Origin of the sequence: Streptomyces sp. IBSBF 2435 (assembly GCF_036815005.1) — a bacterium.
GTDB lineage: Bacteria > Actinomycetota > Actinomycetes > Streptomycetales > Streptomycetaceae > Actinacidiphila.
On the sequence record NZ_JAJSYW010000100.1, the window covers coordinates 33,096 to 49,416 of the forward strand.

Here is a 16,321-nt window from a genome sequence, read left to right on the forward strand (position 1 = left end):
GTACGGCGTTCGGGTGGTGCCTGATCCCGTCCGGCGCCCGGTGTCGGCCCGGTGACCTGCGGCTGAGCCCCCGACCGGTCAGACGTACGGGTGACGGCGTCTTTGTACGGTGAGTGCCCGGCTGGCTACTGTCGGCTGCTGTGGCATCCCATCGACGCGCACCGCAGCTTGGCCTGGCCGTCCGTACCACCCGGGTCACCGTGCTGTCCGCGGCGGCCGCGGCCACCACGGCACTGTCCGGCGGCACCGCCCAGATCGCGGCGGCGGACCCCTCGGCCGCCGCGGGCCAGGACACCGGGACCCGGCTCGACCGGCTCTACCAGCAGGCCGAGCAGGCCACCGAGAAATACGACGCCGCCCAGGAGCGCGCCAAGCAGTTGCGCGCCGACCTCGCCACACTCCAGGACCGGGCGGCGCGGGGCCAGCAGCGGGTCAACGAACTGCGCGGTGAACTCGGTGTGCTGGCCGCCGAGCAATACCGCGGCGGCGCCCTCGACCCGTCACTCGCGCTGCTGCTCTCCGACAACCCCCAGGACTCCCTGGACCGCGCCGCCGCCCTGGACCGGCTGGGCTCCCGGCAGGCCGGGCAGCTGCGCGAACTCCAGGACGCGGAAAGGACGCTGAGCGGGCAGCGCACCCAGGCGGCGGGCAAGCTCGCCGAGCTGGGCCAGACCAGCGCGGAGCTGCGGCAGCGCAAGGCCGCGGTGCAGCACGCGCTCGCCACCGCCCAGCACCTGCTGCACACCCTGCCCGCCGGCTGGCAGGCCGGCTTCGTGCCCGGCATGGGCGACCGCGCCTCCCGCGACCGCGCCCTGCTGCCCGGCCTCGCCGACCTGCCCGCCGCCTCGGCCCGCGCCGCCCTCGCGGTCGCCGCCGCCCGCCAGGCCCTCGGCTCGCCCTACGTCTGGGGGGCGTCGGGCCCGCACTCCTTCGACTGCTCGGGCCTGATGCAGTACGCCTACGGCCGCGCGGGCGTGGCACTGCCGCGGACGTCCCAGCAGCAGATGAACGCCGGCCGCCGCGTCCCCCTCGGCCAGGCCCGCCCCGGCGACCTGATCATCTACCGCGGCGACGCCAGCCACGTCGCCATGTACGTCGGCGGCGGCCGGGTCATCCACGCCCCCTACCCGGGGGCCCGGGTCCGCTACGACCCGGTGGGCATGATGCCGATCACGGCGGTGACCCGGCCGTAGGCGCCGGCGGCGGCGTACGCGGTCCTGGCGCCGCTCCTGGCGCCCTCCCCGCCGTGGGCGGGCGTGCGGTGACCGGGGGGCGGGGTCGGGCCGTACGATCGGCCCCATGACCGCGGTGCACCCACGACGCTCGACGGCCGGCGCCGTGTCCGCCCTTCTCGTCCTGCTCGGGCTGCTCGCCGGGCCGACCGGCTGCGGGGGAGCCGCGCACAAGCCCGCGCGGCCCGCTGCCGACCCCGCCGTGCAGCAGCTGCTCGACCGGCGCGCGGCAGCGGTGCGGCAACACGACCAGCAGGCCTTCCTCGCCGGGGTCGACCCGCACGCCACCCGCTTCCAGGCCGCCCAGCGGCGGGTGTTCGGCAACCTCGCGCAGGTGCCGCTCGCCGACTGGTCCTACCGCCTGGTCCGCACCGACGCCTTCCCGCTCCCGCCGATGGCCGGCACCGGCGGCACCCGCAGGACCGCCGCCGAGGTCCAGCTGCGCTACCGGCTCAGCGGCTACGACGCCGAGCCGGTGGTCTCCACCTCCTACCTGACCCTCACCCAGCGCGCCGGGCACTGGTACGTCGCCGCCGACGACGACGGGGCGTCCGCCGGCCACCGCAGCGCCGTACAGCTGTGGGACCAGGGCAAGGTGACCGCGGTGCACGGCACGCACAGCCTGGTGCTGGGCCTGGGCGACACCAAGACGCTGCGCGGCTACGCGGCCGACGCCGACCGGGCGGTGCCGCAGGTGCAGCATGCCTGGGGCACCGCCGGCTGGCCCGGCACCGTCGTCATCGAGGCGCCGCGCACCCTCGACCAGCTCGGCGCGCTGCTGGCCGCGGACCCCGACGACTACAAGGGCATCGCCGCGGTCACCACCGGAGAGCTGGGCGGCAGCGCGCAGGCCCCCGCCGACCGGGTGATCGTCAACCCGGCCGCCTTCGGCGAGCTGTCCGCCTTCGGGCGGCAGGCGGTGCTCACCCACGAGACCACCCATGTCGCCACCCGGCTGGCCACCACCGCGCACACCCCGCTGTGGCTCTCCGAGGGCTTCGCCGACTGGGTCGCCTACCGCGAGTCCGGCCGCACCGCCCCGGAGATCGCCCCGGAGCTGGCCCAGGACGTCACGGCGGGCCACATCCCCGCGGCCCTGCCCACCGCCGCGGACTTCCGCCCCACCTCCACCGACCTGGCCCAGGCCTACGAGGGCGGCTGGCTCGCCGACCGCCTGGTCGCCGACGAGTGGTCCCCCGACCAGCTGACGGCCCTCTACCGCGCGGCCGGCACCGGCGCGACCCTGGACTCGGTGCTGCGCACCCACCTGCACCTGTCCCTGACCGACTTCACCGCGCGATGGCGCACCTACGTACAGCAGGAGCTGGGATGACAGGGCGGCCCGAGGACGCGCCGGAGGACGGCGGGGCGGCGCCTGGCGGCGACCTCACGCCCGAGCGGACCGGCGGGGCGCGGTCGGCCGGGCGGCCCGAGGGCACACGGGGCGGTGACGCGGCGGCGCCTGGCGGCGGCGACTTCACGCCCGAGCACATTGCGCGGGCGCGGGAATTGCGGCGGGGGGTCTGGCCCGTCGCGCTGGCCGGGCGGGCGGCAGGGCTCGCGCTGCTGCTCGCGCTCGGCCTGACGTCCGCGGGCGCCGGGCTGGTCACGGCCTTCGGCGGTGCGTGGGCCGCACGGGTTGCCGCAGCGGCCGTCGGCCTCGTCCTGCTGCCCCAGCTCCTGTCGCTGCCCTTCGCGGCCCGCAGCCGGGTCGTACGGGCCCGCTTCGGCCTGGTGACCCAGGGCTGGGGCGGCTGGGCGGTTGACGTGCTGCGCGGCCTGCTCATCTCGCTGCCGCTGGTCGCGGGCGCCCTCTTCGCCGTCTACGCCCTGGCCGGCGTCACCCGCTGGTGGTGGGCCTGGGCCGCGCTCGGGGCCGCCGCTCTCACCGTCGTCCTGTCCTGGGTGGCGCCCGTGCTCTTCGAGCCGCTCTTCAACCGCTTCGCGCCGATGGCCGCAGGGCCGCTGCGCGACGCCCTGCTCGCGCTGGCCGCCCGCGACGGCGTCACCGTACGGGACGTCCTGGTCGCCGACGCGTCGCGGCGCACCACAGCCCTCAACGCGTACGTCTCCGGCTTCGGCAGGACCCGGCGCATCGTCGTCTACGACACGCTGCTGAGCACGGCGGAACCGCGGGAGGTGGAACTCGTGGTCGCGCACGAACTCGGGCACGTCGTGCATCGCGACGTCGCCCGCGGGACCGCGCTCGGGGCGGTGGGCGCGGCCGCGGGGGTGTGCGTGCTGGCGGCGGTCGTCAGCTGGGGGCCGCTGCTCGACCTGGCCGGCGCCGACCGTTTCGCCGACCCGCGGTCGGCGTGGCTGCTGGCCGCGGTCGCCGCGGTCGGCGGGGCGCTCGGCGGGCCGCTGGGCTGCGCGATCAGCCGGCGGGTGGAGCGCCGGGCCGACCGCCACGCGCTTGCCCTTACGGGGGACCCGGCCGAGTTCATCGCCATGCAGCGGCGGCTCACTGTCGCCAACGTCGGTGAGCCGGCGCCGCCGCGGGTCCTCCACGTGCTCTTCGGCACCCATCCGACTCCCGCCGAGCGCATAGCCCTGGCCCGAGCCACTCGCTGACCCCGCGGGGGTTCCGTGCGGCGTGCCCGCGCGATTGCCCGCGGTCTTGCGGTGGCCCGCGGCCCTGGGGTGGGGTGCCACTTGCGGTGGCCTGTCGCGCGTGCGGTGCGTCGTGGCTTGTCGCGCAGTTCCTCGCGCCCCTGGGGTGGTTGCCACTTGCGATGGCCTGTTGCCTTTCCCCGCGTCGTGGTTGCGCGTGCAGTTCCCCGCCCCCCTGGGGGGTTGCCACTTGCGGTGGCGTTGCACCTTGCGGTGCGTCGTGGTTGCGCGCGCAGTTCCCCGCGCCCCCAGGTGGGTGCCTCTTGCGGTGGCCTGTCGCGCGTGCGGTGCGTCGTGGCTTGTCGCGCAGTTCCCCGCGCCCCTGGGGTGGTGGTCGTCCGCCCTCGTACGACGGTGCGTTGTGGCTTGTCGCGCGGTTCCCCGCGTCCCTGAAAAGCTTGCTTGCCCTTGGCGGCAGGGGGCGAGCCCGGAAGGGGCGCGGGGAACCACGTGGCAAGCCACGGCGGACGGGCACTGTGAACGCCAGCGCGAGGGGCAACCCCTTACCGGACACGGCGGCGCAGGCGGTGAGTACGCACCCTGAGGGGGAACCCCCTCAGGCGTGCGGGGAATTGTGCGGGTCGCCACGGGGACGGGAAAGGCCGCGGGCCACCGCACGGCCAGGGTCGAGGGGGGCCGCGGCGGCGAGCCGGATGCGGTGGAAGGCCAGAACGGCGGCGGCAGCCAGGAGGGCGTTGCGGGTGAGGACAAGGGCGACGCCCAGCAGGTCACTGCGGACGACGTCCGGGAAGAACACCGGGAATTCCAGCGTCGTGAGCACCGCCGCCGGCAGCAGCAGGAGCACCGCCCCCCGCACCGCACTCTCCCGCACGGTCAGGCAGACCGCACCGACTCCGATCAGCCACACCAGATACTGCGGGCTGATCACCCGGCTCGTGGCGGTGAAGACGAGGACCGCCGCGAACCCGGCGTCGTAAGGCGTCGCCGCCGTGAAGACCCGCGCCCGCAGCCGCCAGAGCAGCAGCCGGCACAGGGCCAGCACGCTCAGCGCGAGCGCCGCCGCGCTGACCAGCCGCACGTACGGGCCGAGGAATTCCACCGAGCCGTAGTGGAGCGCGGTACGGCCCCGCCAGCCGGCGTGCCTGGCCAGGTGGAGGACCACCCCGCCGAGCGACTCGACCTCGGTGCCGCGGTCGCGCTGGAAGGTGAGGAAGGAGAAGGCCCCCGGCATGGTGGCGCAGAAGAGCAGCGACCCGCCGCCCACGGCCGCGCCGGCCGACAGCCAGGCGCGGCGGGTGCCGCGTCCTGGCCGCGTGCCGATCAGCAGCAGCAGCGGCCACACCTTGATGAGCGCGCCGGCCCCGGCCAGCAGCCCGCCGAGGGCCGGGCGGCGGCGCAGCGCCAGCAGCGCGGCGACGCCGACCGCGGTGGCCATGATGTCGTAGCGGGCGTAGACGATCGGCCCGAGCAGCGGGATGCCGGCCACCCACACCCATACGCCGTCGAGCCGCCAGGAGTCGCGCGCGGCGTCGCGCAGCAGCGCGGTGAGGACGGCAGCGTCGGCGAGGAAGGCCAGCCAGAAGAAGGCCGCGGGATAGCGGAGGAAGGGCACCGCGCCCGGCGCGACCAGGACGGCCGCCGCGCCGGGCGGATATTGCCAGGTCACGTCGTGCGCGGGGAAGGAGCCGTGGCGCAGCGTCGGATACCAGCGCCGGTAGACCCCGGACACGTCGTGGACGACGCCCTGGCCGGGGAAGTGGACGAGTTCGAAGACGAAGACCAGCAGGGCCGCCCGGCTGAGGGCCCACCCGGCGACCACCAGGACCCGGCCGCTCACATGCGGATATGTCACGTCTTGCATCTTGCGGCCCGCGGCGCCCCGCTGGCGGGAGGGACGCGCGCAGCGGGCGGCGGCGCCGGAGTAATCTCGGCGGCGATGGATAAGACCTTGATCGTCACCAATGACTTCCCGCCGCGCCAGGGCGGCATCCAGTCCTTCGTGCACAGCATGGCCCTGCGCCTGGACCCGGACCGGGTCGTCGTCTACGCCTCGACGTGGAAGGACGGCACGGAAGTGGCGCGGTTCGACGCCGCGCAGCCCTTCCCGGTGGTCAGGGACCGTACGAAGATGCTGCTGCCGACGCCGAGGGTGACGCGGACCGCGGCCCGGCTGCTGCGGCAGCACGGCTGCTCGTCGGTGTGGTTCGGGGCGGCGGCCCCGCTGGGCCTGATGGCGCCCGAGCTGCGCAAGGCGGGCGCGCTGCGGCTGGTCGGCACCACGCACGGCCACGAGGCGGCCTGGGCGCAGCTGCCCGCGAGCCGCCAGTTGCTGCGCAGGATCGGCGAGGTCACCGACACCCTGACGTATCTGGGTGACTACACCCGTTCCCGTATCGCCCCGGCGCTGACCGGGCCGGCCGCGGCCCGTATGGTCCAACTGCCGCCCGGCGTCGACGAGAAGACCTTCCACCCCGGTTCCGGCGGCGCCGTCGTCAGGGCCAGGCTCGGCCTCGCGGACCGCCCGGTCGTGGTGTGCGTGTCGCGGCTGGTGCCGCGCAAGGGCCAGGACACGCTGATCCTGGCGATGCCGCGGATCCTGCGGGAGAAGCCCGACACGGCGCTGCTGATCGTCGGCGGCGGCCCGTACCGCAGGGAGCTGGAGGCGCTCGCCGAGCGCACCGGAGTCGCGGGGGCGGTGCGCTTCACCGGGCCGGTGCCCGCGGCCGAACTGCCCGCGCACTTCGGCGCGGGCGACGTCTTCGCGATGCCGTGCAGGACCCGCCGCGGCGGCCTGGACGTCGAGGGCCTCGGCATCGTCTACCTGGAGGCGTCGGCCACCGGTCTGCCGGTCGTCGCGGGCGACTCCGGCGGCGCCCCCGACGCGGTGCTGGACGGCGAGACCGGCTGGGTCGTACGCGGCGGCTCGCCCGAGCAGTCCGCGGACCGCATCCTGACCCTGCTCCGCGACCCCGACCTGCGCCGCCGGATGGGCGAGCGCGGCCGGACCTGGGTCGAGGAGTCCTGGCGCTGGGACCTGCTGGCCGGGCGGCTGCGCGGCCTGCTCTGACGCCCGCCCCCGCCGGCCGGTTCCGGGCCGCCGGGTCACGGGCGCCGGCCGGCTCGTGGGATACGGCCGGCGGCGGTCAGGCCGTCGGGATACGGAGCGCGGCCAGCACCGGCAGGTGGTCGGTGGCCGCGTGCAGGTCGGCGTGGGTGACGCCGGGGACCGAGTGCGGCACCCCGCAGCCCAGCACCTCGACCGGCTTGGTCGTGAAGACCGCGTCGATCCGCTGGAAGGGCGCCCGCACATTGGTGACCTCGCCGCCCCAGGGGGCGACGGCGAAGCCGTCCTGGAGGTGGTCGGCGATACGGGCGAAGCCGGGGCGGTCGGGCGGCTCGTTGAAGTCGCCGCCGACCACCACGTTCGCCACGCCCATCGCGGCCACCCGGTCCAGCAGCAGCCCGGCCTGGTCGTAGCGCTCGGCCGGGCTGAGGCTGAGATGGGTGCTGATCACGCCGAGCCGGGCGCCACCGATCCGCAGGACGGCGGTGGCGAACCCGCGCTGGTGCAACGGTGGATGGTGCGGCAGCAGCACGTCCTCGGTGCGTTCGACATGCGCACGCAGCGAGGACAGGACCATTGGCCCTGCCGCGGTGGCGCCACCGGTCACATGGACCAGGCCGGTGGCGTGGGCGAGGCGGGCCGCGGCCTTACGCCATCGGAAGAACCGCGGCGCCTCTTGGACCAGGACGAGGTCGGGGGCGCAGGCACGGATCACCCGGGCCAGCGCCGCCGTATCGTCCCGCATGGAGCGGATGTTGTAACTGAGCACGCGGACGACCGCCGAGCCCGGCTCGGTGGTGGAACCCGGCAGATCCTCCACGGTCATCTCTCAGCCCTGTCGTGCCAGGTCGGCAGCGCCGACCAGCCCCGCCTTGCCGCCGAGCCTGGCGGCGAGCACCTGGGCGTGCGGCCGCCACTCCCCGCCGATCAGCCAGCGCCGGAAGGACTTGCGGATCGGGTCGAGGACGAGTTCGCCCTCGTCCGACACGCCGCCGCCGACGATGAAGGCGGACGGGTCGAAGAGGGACGCCAGATCGGCGAGCCCCGCACCGGCCCAGCGGGCCAGTTCGCGGAAGGAGTCCACGGCGACCGGGTCGCCCTGCCGGGCGGCGGCGCTGATGTGCCGCCCCTCGATGCCTTCCACGGTCCCGTCGCCCAGCGCGAGCAGCGTCTCCGCGTTCTCCGGGGTGGCGTTGGCCCGCTGCTTGGCGTAGCGGACCAGGGCGCGCCCGGAGGCGTACTGCTCCCAGCAGCCCTGGCTGCCGCAGCCGCACAGCAGCCCGTCGGGCACCACGCGGATGTGGCCGAATTCGGCGGCGACGCCGAACCTGCCGCGGCGCAGCTTGTTGCCGATGATGATGCCGCCCCCGAGCCCGGTGCCGAGCGTGATGCAGATCACATCCGAGTGACCCTGCCCGGCACCGAAGCGGTACTCTCCCCAGGCCGCCGCGTTCGCGTCGTTCTCCACGACGACAGGCAGCCCGACGCGCTGCTCGACCTTGTCCTTGAGTGCCTCGTGCCGCCAGTTGATATTGGGCGCGAACAGCACGGTGGCACGCTTGTCGTCGACGTAGCCGGCGGCGCCGATGCCGACGGCCTCGATCGTGTGACCGGTGCTGACCTGGCGCACCGCTTCCACGATCGCGTCCACAACGCCTTCGGGAGTCGGCGGCGTCGGCACCTTGACGGTCTCAAGAATCGAGCCTTCCTCGTCGACCACTCCGGCCGCGATTTTGGTGCCGCCGATGTCGACGCCGATGGTGAGTCCCATGTGTCCCTCAGTTTTCGGTCGATCCCCGCTAAGAGAACCGTACCGGAGAGGGGGTCAGTCGAGGTCGATGTGTTCAGCGGTTGAACGCGAGGAGCCGTCGCCCGAGGTCCAGCGGGATTCCGCTCCTGCCACTGCGGACCGGTATGCCGCCAGCAATTCGGCCCCGGCGGCGGTCAGGTGGTCGAAGACGTCGGGATTCCGCTCCTTGATGGGTTCGACAACGGAACGCACCTGGGAGAGGACGCCCTGCGCGGCCAGTTGCACCGCGGGGTTGCGCAGCGCGCCCAGCCGGTCACCCACAGCGTCGCCGACCGCCTCGGCGAAGCGCCGCAACTCCTCGGCGGCGCTGCCCTGGCCCGACTGCTCGCGCCGCCTGGCGTGCTCTGCTGCGATGTCCTCGGCGCTGGCCTTCGCCCAGGCGTCGGCGTCGGGACGGTCGGTGGCTTCGCTCATGATCGGCTCCAAACGGGGCGCTGCTGTCGGGTACGCCGGCTCCTTCGACGGTACCTGAACGGTCGGCGCCGAGGGCCGGTCAGCGCGGCCAGAGTCCGGGATCGGGGGTGAAGCGCACCCGCAGCGCGCCCTCGCGCAGCGCGGCCCCGTCCACCGCGCAGCGCCGCAGCGCCGAGGGCAGCGGCAGGATCCGCCGGAAACCCCCCGCGTCCACGACGAGTTCATCGCCGCGCCGCACCAGGTCGAGCCCGTCCTTGGTGGCCCCGGGCAGCGGCAGCGACCACAGGAAGTACCCCTGGTCCCCGAGCCGGTCCTCCACCGTCCAGGGGTCACCGCCGGCCGCCGCGGCGGCCTCGTGCGGCACCGCGAGCGCCTCCTCGGGCAGCCGTGGCTCCCGCCCCAGGTGCGGCAGTTCGTACAGGGCCGTGCCGTCCGCCGCGCAGACCTCGGCCAGCGCCTTGAGGTGGTCCTGCTGGATCCCGGACAGGCCGCCGAGGAAGGGGTCGGCCGTGCCGGTCGGCAGCAGCCGGTTGGCGACGACCGCCGCCGGTCCCAGGCCGTGCAGCGCGAGCCCGGTCCGCGCGGTGCGCAGCACGCCGGCCCCGTGGGTGCCGGGTTCCACCACGACCGCCACCGAGGTGCCCGGGTCCTCCACCACCGCCTGGACGGCGGCCAGTTCGCGGTCGGCGCGGGCCGCCGCCTCGTACGCCCACTCGGTGGGCATCGGCACCCCGGCCAGCTGGGCGAGCACCGGCCGCAGCGCGCGGGCCGCCTGCCGGTCGGCGGGCAGCAACCGCGCCAGATAGCGCCGCAGTTGGCCCGGCAGGGCGAGCAGCGCCACCGCCTCGCGCACCGGCGGCAGATCGACGACGGCCAGCTCCCACGTACCGTCGTGGGCCGCGCGCATCGCCCGCAGCAGCGCCAGCGCCTCCGCGCCGGGCAGCGGCGTCAGCTCCTCCGGGTCCAGCGGCGCGGCGCCCAGCAGCGTCAGCAGGGTGCCGCCGCGGCTCTGCAGGTCGAGCAGCGCGTCCTCGAAGGCGGCGCCCGGGTCGACGGAGGCGACGCCGAGCCCGGGGACGGCGCCGGCCAGTGCGGCGGCGGCGTCCCGGTCGAAGGTCAGCAGCAGCGTACGGGTGCCGGCCCGGGCCGCCGCGGCGGCCGTGGCGGCGGCGACCGCCGTACGGCCGGCGCCGCCGGAGCCGGTGAACAGCAGGGTGCGCGCGCGGGCCGCCGGCATCAGCCCGCGGTCTCGGCGTCGGCCTCGCCCGCGACGCCGCCCGGCGCCGCCTCGACCCGCTTCTTCAGCCCGGCGAGCGCCCGGTCGATGATGACCTTCTCGGCCTTTCGCTTGATCATGCCGAGCATCGGGATCTTGACGTCCACGGTGAGCTGGTAGGTGACCTCGGTGCGCCGGCCGCCGTCCAGCGCGGCGAGCGCGTAGGAGCCGTCGAGCGTGCGCAGCATCTGGGACTTCACCAGCGACCAGCGCACCTCGTCGGCGCTGATCCAGGTGTACGCCAGGGTGTGGTCGTCCTTGATCGCGCCGGCGTCGAGCAGCAGCCGCACCTGCTGGGCGCGGCCCTCGGCGTCGCGGGAGAGCACTTCGGCCTCCTTGACCTCGCCGGTCCACTCCGGGTAGCGGTCGAAGTCGGCGATGACGCCCATGACGGCGTCTGGGGCCGCCTCGACCGTGATGCTCGACCGTGTGTGTTCCGCCATCGCCGTGGGCCTCCGGACTACTGGTGCAGGATGCTGCTGGGAGTGTGCTGAGAGGCTATCGCGCCCAGGTCGCAGGCCCGTCATCATGCCGGGTCCGGTCTGCCGCCCGCCTCACCACTCCAGCACCCACGGGGTGCGGGTGTGGTTGAAGTGGCCGACGTTGACGCACTCGGTACGGCCGATCCTGGTACGGGCGACCAGCGGCTGGTGGACATGGCCGAAGAGGGCGTACTTCGGCTGCGCGCCGCGGATCGCGTCGAGCAGCGCCTCGCTGCCGCGCTCGAAGCGGCGGGCGGTGGTGTCGTAGCACAGCTCGGGAATGGCCGGCGGGATGTGCGAGCACAGCACGTCCACCGGTCCGAGGGCCGCGACCTTGGCCGCGTAGTCCTCGTCGCTGATCTCGTAGGGCGTCCGCATCGCGGTGCGCAGGCCGCCGCCGACGAAGCCGAAGGTCCGGCCGCCGATCTCCGCGGTGGCGCCGTCCAGCACGGTGGTGCCGGGCCCCGCGTACTCCGGCCACAGCGCGGGGACGTCGACGTTGCCGTAGGTCGCGTAGGTCGGGGTGGGGAAGACGGCGAAGAGTTCGGCGTACTGCCTGCGTACCGCGCTCTCGATCGCGCGCCGCCGGTCGAGCCCCGACCACAGCTCCGCGTCGAGCCTGCGGGCGTCGTCGAAGCGGCGGGCGGTGCGCAGCTCGACCATCCGGTCGGCGTTCTCGACGCCGAAGAGGTCGGGGAAGATGCCCCGCGAGTGGTCGGCGTAGTCCAGGAAGAGCACCAGGTCGCCCAGACAGACCAGTGCGTCGGCACCCTGTCCTGCCCGGGCCAGCGCCTCGGTCGCACCATGGACGTCGCTCACCACATGCACCCGCATGCCGTCACTTTATAGCGCCGTACGCGGGGTGTTCCGCTGGCGGGGCACCTGTGGATCCGGCACCGTCTGGTCTACTCTTCCGGGCATCGGTGCCCCCGCTGCGCCCGATGTGTGATGCTTAAAACATCTGTGGTGCCCCTCTACCGCCGGAGCATTACCGATGGGTAACGTCCAGCCCGTCCATCACCTTCCCTCCGGGTGCGCCGTGGCACCGATGAGGAGCAGCCGCCTTGCGTGAGTTCAGCCTTCCGGCCCTGTACGAGGTCCCCGCCGACGGCAATCTGACGGATCTGATCCGACGCAACGCCGCCCAGCACCCGGACACCGCGGTCATCGGCCGCAAGGACGCCGCCGGGCACTGGGAGGACATCACCGCGACCCGCTTCCTCGCCGAGGTCCGGGCCGCGGCCCGCGGGCTGATCGCCGAGGGCGTGCAGCCCGGCGACCGCGTCGCGCTGATGTCCAGGACCCGCTACGAGTGGACGCTGCTGGACTTCGCGGTCTGGAGCGCGGGCGCGGTCACCGTGCCGGTCTACGAGACGTCCTCGGCCTCCCAGCTCGAATGGATCCTCGCCGACTCCGGCGCGGTCGCGGTGGTGGTGGAGTCCGACCCGCACGAGCGGTCCGTGGAATCCGTGCGCGAGCGGCTGCCGCAGCTCAAGCACGTCTGGCGGATCGACACCGGCGCGGTCGACGCACTCGTCGCGGCCGGCGGCGACATCTCCGACGCGGTGCTGGACGAGCGCGGGGCCGCCGCGAACGCCGACTCGCCCGCGACCATCGTCTACACCTCGGGCACCACCGGCCGCCCCAAGGGCTGCGTGCTCAGCCACCGCGGCTTCTTCGCCGAGTGCGGCAATGTGCTGGAACGCCTCGCCCCGCTCTTCCGCACCGGCGAGTCCTCGGTGCTGCTCTTCCTGCCGCTGGCACACGTCCTCGGGCGGCTGATCGAGGTCGGCTGTGTGATGGCGCCGGTCCGGCTCGGCCATGTCGCCGACATCAAGCGCCTCACCGACGACCTCCAGGAGTTCCGGCCCACCCTGATCCTCGGGGTGCCGCGGGTCTTCGAGAAGGTCTACAACACCGCCAGGGCCACCGCGCAGGCCGGCGGCAAGGGGAGGATCTTCGACCGGGCCGCCGCCACCGCCGTCGACTACAGCCGCGCCCTCGACACCCCGGCCGGCCCCCCGATGCGGCTGCGGCTGGCCCACAAGGTCTTCGACCGGCTCGTCTACGCCAGGCTGCGGGCGGTGCTCGGCGGCCGGGCCACCCACGCCATCTCCGGCGGCGCCCCGCTCGGCGAACGCCTCGGCCACTTCTACCGCGGTATCGGCTTCACCGTCCTGGAGGGCTACGGCCTCACCGAGTCCTGCGGGGCCACCGCCTTCAACCCCTGGGACCGGCCCAAGATCGGCACGGTGGGCCAGCCGCTGCCCGGCTCCACGATCCGGATCGCCGACGACGGCGAGGTCCTGCTCTACGGCGAGCACCTCTTCACCGGCTACTGGAACAACGAGACGGCCACCGCCGAGGCCATGGCCGACGGCTGGTTCCACACCGGCGACGTCGGCGCGCTGGACGAAGAGGGCTATCTGTCCATCACCGGCCGCAAGAAGGAGATCATCGTCACCGCCGGCGGCAAGAACGTCGCCCCCGCGGTGATCGAGGACCGGATCAGGGCCGACGCGCTGATCGCCGAGTGCATGGTCGTCGGCGACGCCCGCCCCTTCGTGGCCGCGCTGATCACCCTGGACGAGGAATTCCTGCCCCAATGGGCCGCCCAGCACGGCAAGTCCGGCCGTACGGTGGCGGACCTGGCCGCCGACCCCGACCTGCTGGCCGCCGTCCAGCACGCGGTGGACGAGGGCAACGCGGCGGTCTCGCAGGCCGAGTCGGTGCGCAAGTTCCGTATCCTGCCTGCGCAGTTCACCGAGGAGTCCGGCCTGCTGACGCCGTCGCTCAAGCTCAAGCGCGGCGTCGTCCTCACCCGGTTCGCGGCCGACGTCGAGGCGCTGTACACCCGCTGAGCCGGGGCGCCGGACACCCGCCGAGCCCAGGCGCGGAATCCGCCGAGCGGCGCCCCTCGCCGGCGCGGCCCAGCCGTCAGACGACCGCGCCGCCGCCCGGCAGATCGTCGTCGTCCTCGCCGGTCCGCATCCGCGCCACCAGCGTGGCGAAGCCGCCGAGGAAGCCGCCGACGCCCAGCGTGGTGGCCCACCAGGTCAGTTCGATCTGGAGCAGGACGAAGGCGAGTAGCAGCAGCGGCCCGCCGAGCACCGCGACCCAGGCGAACTTGGTGGTCACGTCCGCGTCCGGCAGCGGCGGCGGCTCGGGCGGCACGTAATGCCCGTCCTCGTCGTCCTCGGCCGGTTCGTAGTCCCGCGGCCCGCGGATCACGGGGTGGATCACGATCGTGCGGTCGGCGGGCGGCGGCGCCGTGTTCACCGCGGCCGGGCCGGGCGGCTCCGGGTCGTCCCTGGGCGGCGGGACGTTCTCCGCCTCGGGCCACGCGGCGGCCGCCCCCGGTTCCGGGTCGACGTCGTAGCCGGCGATCAGTGCGGCCCACACCGCGTCCTCGTCCAGGGGCGGGCGGGGCGGCTCCTCCTCGTGCGGGGCGGTGCCCTCGTCCTCGCGGTCAGCCACCGGCCGTGCCCCCCTCAACCGCGGTGCCCGACGTGCCCGCACCGGCCGACAGCCGCTCGATGAAGGCGTACGACTCCGTGAAGATCCGCTCCGCGTCATGGTCGAGCGTGGCCACGTGGAAGCTGCGCTCCAGCACCTTCTCCGTCACGTCCGTGGACGAGATCGAGCCCAGCACCACCGCGGAATTCGACGGGTGCACCACATGGTCGACCCGGCTGTGCAGCAGCAGCACCGGCTGGGTGACCTGCGGCAGCGACGCCCGCACCACCGGCCAGAACCTGGCCAGCGAATGCACCGCGTGCAGCGGCGTACGGTCGTAGCCGACCTCGGCGCCGCCCTCCAGCGCGACGTCGCTGGCGATGCCCGCCACCGACGGCACCAGGTGGCGCACCACCGACACCGCCTTGAGCTTGGCGCTGTCGGCCTTCACCGACGGATTGACCAGGACGAGGCCGCTGATCCGCGCGCCGTGCCTGGCGGCCAGCCGCAGCGCGAGGGTGCCGCCCATCGACAGGCCGCCCACGAAGACCTGCGAGCAGCGGCCGGCCAGCTCGCCCAGCGCCCGGTCCACTTCGGCGTACCAGTCCTGCCAGCCGGTCACCTGCATGTCCTGCCAGCGGGTGCCGTGCCCCGGCAGCAGGGGCAGGGACACGGTCAGCCCGCGCTCCGCCAGATACTCGCCCCATGGGCGCAGGGACTGCGGTGAACCGGTGAAACCGTGGCAGAGCAGCACGCCGATCTCGCCGCCGTCATGGCGGTACGGTTCGGCTCCGGGCATGAGCGGCACCGTGGGTCTCCTGTTCGAGGGCGTGAAACCGCGTACGCGGGTACACGAGGTACACGGAGGTCGGACGTTCAGCGTACGCGGCTGCGATACCAAGCGGTAAGCCCTGTCGGGACCAGCCGGAGCCGCCCGGTGGCGTTAAGGTCGGTGCTTCGGCTACAGGAGGTCCGAGGTTGTTCTACGGCGCGATGAAGATCGCCATCGGCTCGCCCCTCAAGGCGGCCTTCCGACCCTGGGTCGAAGGCCTTGAGCACATCCCGCACGACGGGCCCGCGATCCTCGCGAGCAACCATCTGTCCTTCTCGGACTCCTTCTTCCTGCCCGCGGTGCTCGACCGCAAGGTCACCTTCATCGCGAAGGAGGAATACTTCACGTCGCCGGGCGTCAAGGGGAAGCTGACCGCCGCCTTCTTCAAGGGCGTCGGGCAGCTTCCGGTCGACCGGTCCGGTGCCCGCGGCGCGGGCGAGGCCGCGGTCAAGAGCGGGGTCGCCGTGCTGGCGCGCGGCGAGCTGTTCGGGATCTACCCCGAGGGCACGCGTTCGCCCGACGGCCGCCTCTACCGGGGCAAGCCGGGCGGCCTCGCGCGGGTCGCCCTCGCCAGCGGTGCGCCGGTGATCCCGGTCGCGATGATCGACACGGAGAAGGTGCAGCCGGTCGGCAAGGTGATGCCGAAGCTTTCGGTACGGCCGGGGATCAGGATCGGCAAGCCGCTCGACTTCTCCCGCTACGACGGGATGGAGGGCGACCGCTTCATCCTGCGGTCGATTACGGATGAGGTCATGTACGAGATCATGAAGCTCTCCGGGCAGGAGTACGTGGACATCTACGCGACCGCCGCGAAGCGGCTGCTCGCCGCGGAGTCCAAGCCACCGGTGGCGCCGTAGCCTTCCCGGCTTCCCCGCCGTGAGGGGGTCCCCTTCGGCGGGGGGCGCCCTTCCGCTGGGCGCGGGGCCGTGCGGTGTCCCTTCGGCGGGGGCGGTGCCGCTGCGTAAGGCGGCGCCTCACAGGGGCGCGGGGAACTGCGCGGCCGGCGCACCACCCACGCGCGGGTCGTCACCGGGCCGGAGGGGCAGATCGGTTCTCTCCGGACCACCGGCCCCCGGGTGGTTGCTCGCGCAGTTCCTCGCGCCCCTTCGGGGCACGTTCCCGCCGTGCGGGCGGCTCGGGCCCCTGCGGGGTGACCTGTTGGGGAGGGGGCCGGGCTAGGG

The 16,321-nt window shown here is 74.2% G+C and carries 15 protein-coding genes; 6 read left to right on the forward strand and 9 right to left on the reverse strand.

The features are described 5' to 3' along the window. Positions 1 to 140: 140 nt before the first annotated feature. The 3 genes from V7E46_RS20075 (at position 141) to V7E46_RS20085 (ending at position 3,806) form a co-directional block, all read left to right on the forward strand. Positions 141 to 1,193 (forward strand): C40 family peptidase, encoded by a 1,053-nt coding sequence (locus V7E46_RS20075; protein WP_333769689.1) that lies wholly within the window; start codon positions 141 to 143, stop codon positions 1,191 to 1,193. Positions 1,194 to 1,299: 106 nt separating this feature from the next. Then, positions 1,300 to 2,565, forward strand: a complete 1,266-nt coding sequence (locus V7E46_RS20080; protein WP_333769690.1) for a hypothetical protein — start codon at positions 1,300 to 1,302, stop codon at positions 2,563 to 2,565. Continuing rightward, entirely contained in the window at positions 2,562 to 3,806 is a 1,245-nt protein-coding gene (locus V7E46_RS20085; RefSeq protein WP_333769691.1) for a M48 family metalloprotease, read from the forward strand. The genes V7E46_RS20080 and V7E46_RS20085 overlap by 4 nt, the downstream gene beginning before the upstream one ends. Before the next feature lie 595 nt (positions 3,807 to 4,401). Here the strand turns inward: V7E46_RS20085 and V7E46_RS20090 are convergent. Then, positions 4,402 to 5,667 (reverse strand): glycosyltransferase 87 family protein, encoded by a 1,266-nt coding sequence (locus V7E46_RS20090; RefSeq protein ID WP_443054259.1) that lies wholly within the window; start codon positions 5,665 to 5,667, stop codon positions 4,402 to 4,404. A gap of 75 nt (positions 5,668 to 5,742) precedes the next feature. On the opposite strand from V7E46_RS20090, the gene V7E46_RS20095 reads away from it, so the two are divergent. Then, entirely contained in the window at positions 5,743 to 6,873 is a 1,131-nt protein-coding gene (locus tag V7E46_RS20095; protein ID WP_333769693.1) for a glycosyltransferase family 4 protein, read from the forward strand. 76 nt (positions 6,874 to 6,949) lie between these two features. On the opposite strand, the gene V7E46_RS20100 is transcribed toward V7E46_RS20095, so the two are convergent. The 6 genes from V7E46_RS20100 to V7E46_RS20125 form a co-directional block, all read right to left on the reverse strand. Then, positions 6,950 to 7,696 carry an endonuclease/exonuclease/phosphatase family protein gene (locus tag V7E46_RS20100; protein WP_333769694.1) on the reverse strand — a complete coding sequence of 249 codons (747 nt, stop codon included), beginning with the start codon at positions 7,694 to 7,696 and terminating at the stop codon, positions 6,950 to 6,952. A 3-nt stretch (positions 7,697 to 7,699) separates the two neighbouring features. After that, positions 7,700 to 8,641: an ROK family glucokinase gene (locus tag V7E46_RS20105; protein WP_329179703.1), complete on the reverse strand. Its 942-nt coding sequence runs from the start codon at positions 8,639 to 8,641 to the stop codon at positions 7,700 to 7,702. A gap of 54 nt (positions 8,642 to 8,695) precedes the next feature. Beyond that, complete coding sequence (locus V7E46_RS20110; protein ID WP_329179704.1) at positions 8,696 to 9,094, reverse strand: DUF5304 family protein; 399 nt, start codon at positions 9,092 to 9,094, stop codon at positions 8,696 to 8,698. Positions 9,095 to 9,173: 79 nt separating this feature from the next. Continuing rightward, complete coding sequence (locus V7E46_RS20115; RefSeq protein WP_333769695.1) at positions 9,174 to 10,331, reverse strand: ArsA family ATPase; 1,158 nt, start codon at positions 10,329 to 10,331, stop codon at positions 9,174 to 9,176. Then, on the reverse strand, positions 10,331 to 10,813 hold the full coding sequence (locus V7E46_RS20120; protein WP_329179708.1) for an SRPBCC family protein: 483 nt from the start codon (positions 10,811 to 10,813) through the stop codon (positions 10,331 to 10,333). Before V7E46_RS20120 ends, V7E46_RS20115 begins: the two co-directional genes overlap by 1 nt. A gap of 111 nt (positions 10,814 to 10,924) precedes the next feature. Next, on the reverse strand, positions 10,925 to 11,686 hold the full coding sequence (locus V7E46_RS20125) for a metallophosphoesterase family protein (RefSeq protein ID WP_333769696.1): 762 nt from the start codon (positions 11,684 to 11,686) through the stop codon (positions 10,925 to 10,927). A 230-nt stretch (positions 11,687 to 11,916) separates the two neighbouring features. Here V7E46_RS20125 and V7E46_RS20130 point away from each other — a divergent pair, with 230 nt between their 5' ends. After that, positions 11,917 to 13,713 (forward strand): AMP-dependent synthetase/ligase, encoded by a 1,797-nt coding sequence (locus tag V7E46_RS20130; protein ID WP_333769697.1) that lies wholly within the window; start codon positions 11,917 to 11,919, stop codon positions 13,711 to 13,713. Positions 13,714 to 13,789: 76 nt separating this feature from the next. Here the strand turns inward: V7E46_RS20130 and V7E46_RS20135 are convergent, their stop codons facing one another. After that, positions 13,790 to 14,329: a hypothetical protein gene (locus V7E46_RS20135; protein WP_333769698.1), complete on the reverse strand. Its 540-nt coding sequence runs from the start codon at positions 14,327 to 14,329 to the stop codon at positions 13,790 to 13,792. Next, positions 14,322 to 15,116 carry an alpha/beta hydrolase gene (locus V7E46_RS20140; protein ID WP_333769699.1) on the reverse strand — a complete coding sequence of 265 codons (795 nt, stop codon included), beginning with the start codon at positions 15,114 to 15,116 and terminating at the stop codon, positions 14,322 to 14,324. Before V7E46_RS20140 ends, V7E46_RS20135 begins: the two co-directional genes overlap by 8 nt. A 170-nt stretch (positions 15,117 to 15,286) precedes the next feature. Here V7E46_RS20140 and V7E46_RS20145 point away from each other — a divergent pair, with 170 nt between their 5' ends. Continuing rightward, positions 15,287 to 15,997 (forward strand): lysophospholipid acyltransferase family protein, encoded by a 711-nt coding sequence (locus tag V7E46_RS20145; RefSeq protein ID WP_333769700.1) that lies wholly within the window; start codon positions 15,287 to 15,289, stop codon positions 15,995 to 15,997. The last annotated feature ends 324 nt before the right edge of the window (positions 15,998 to 16,321 follow it).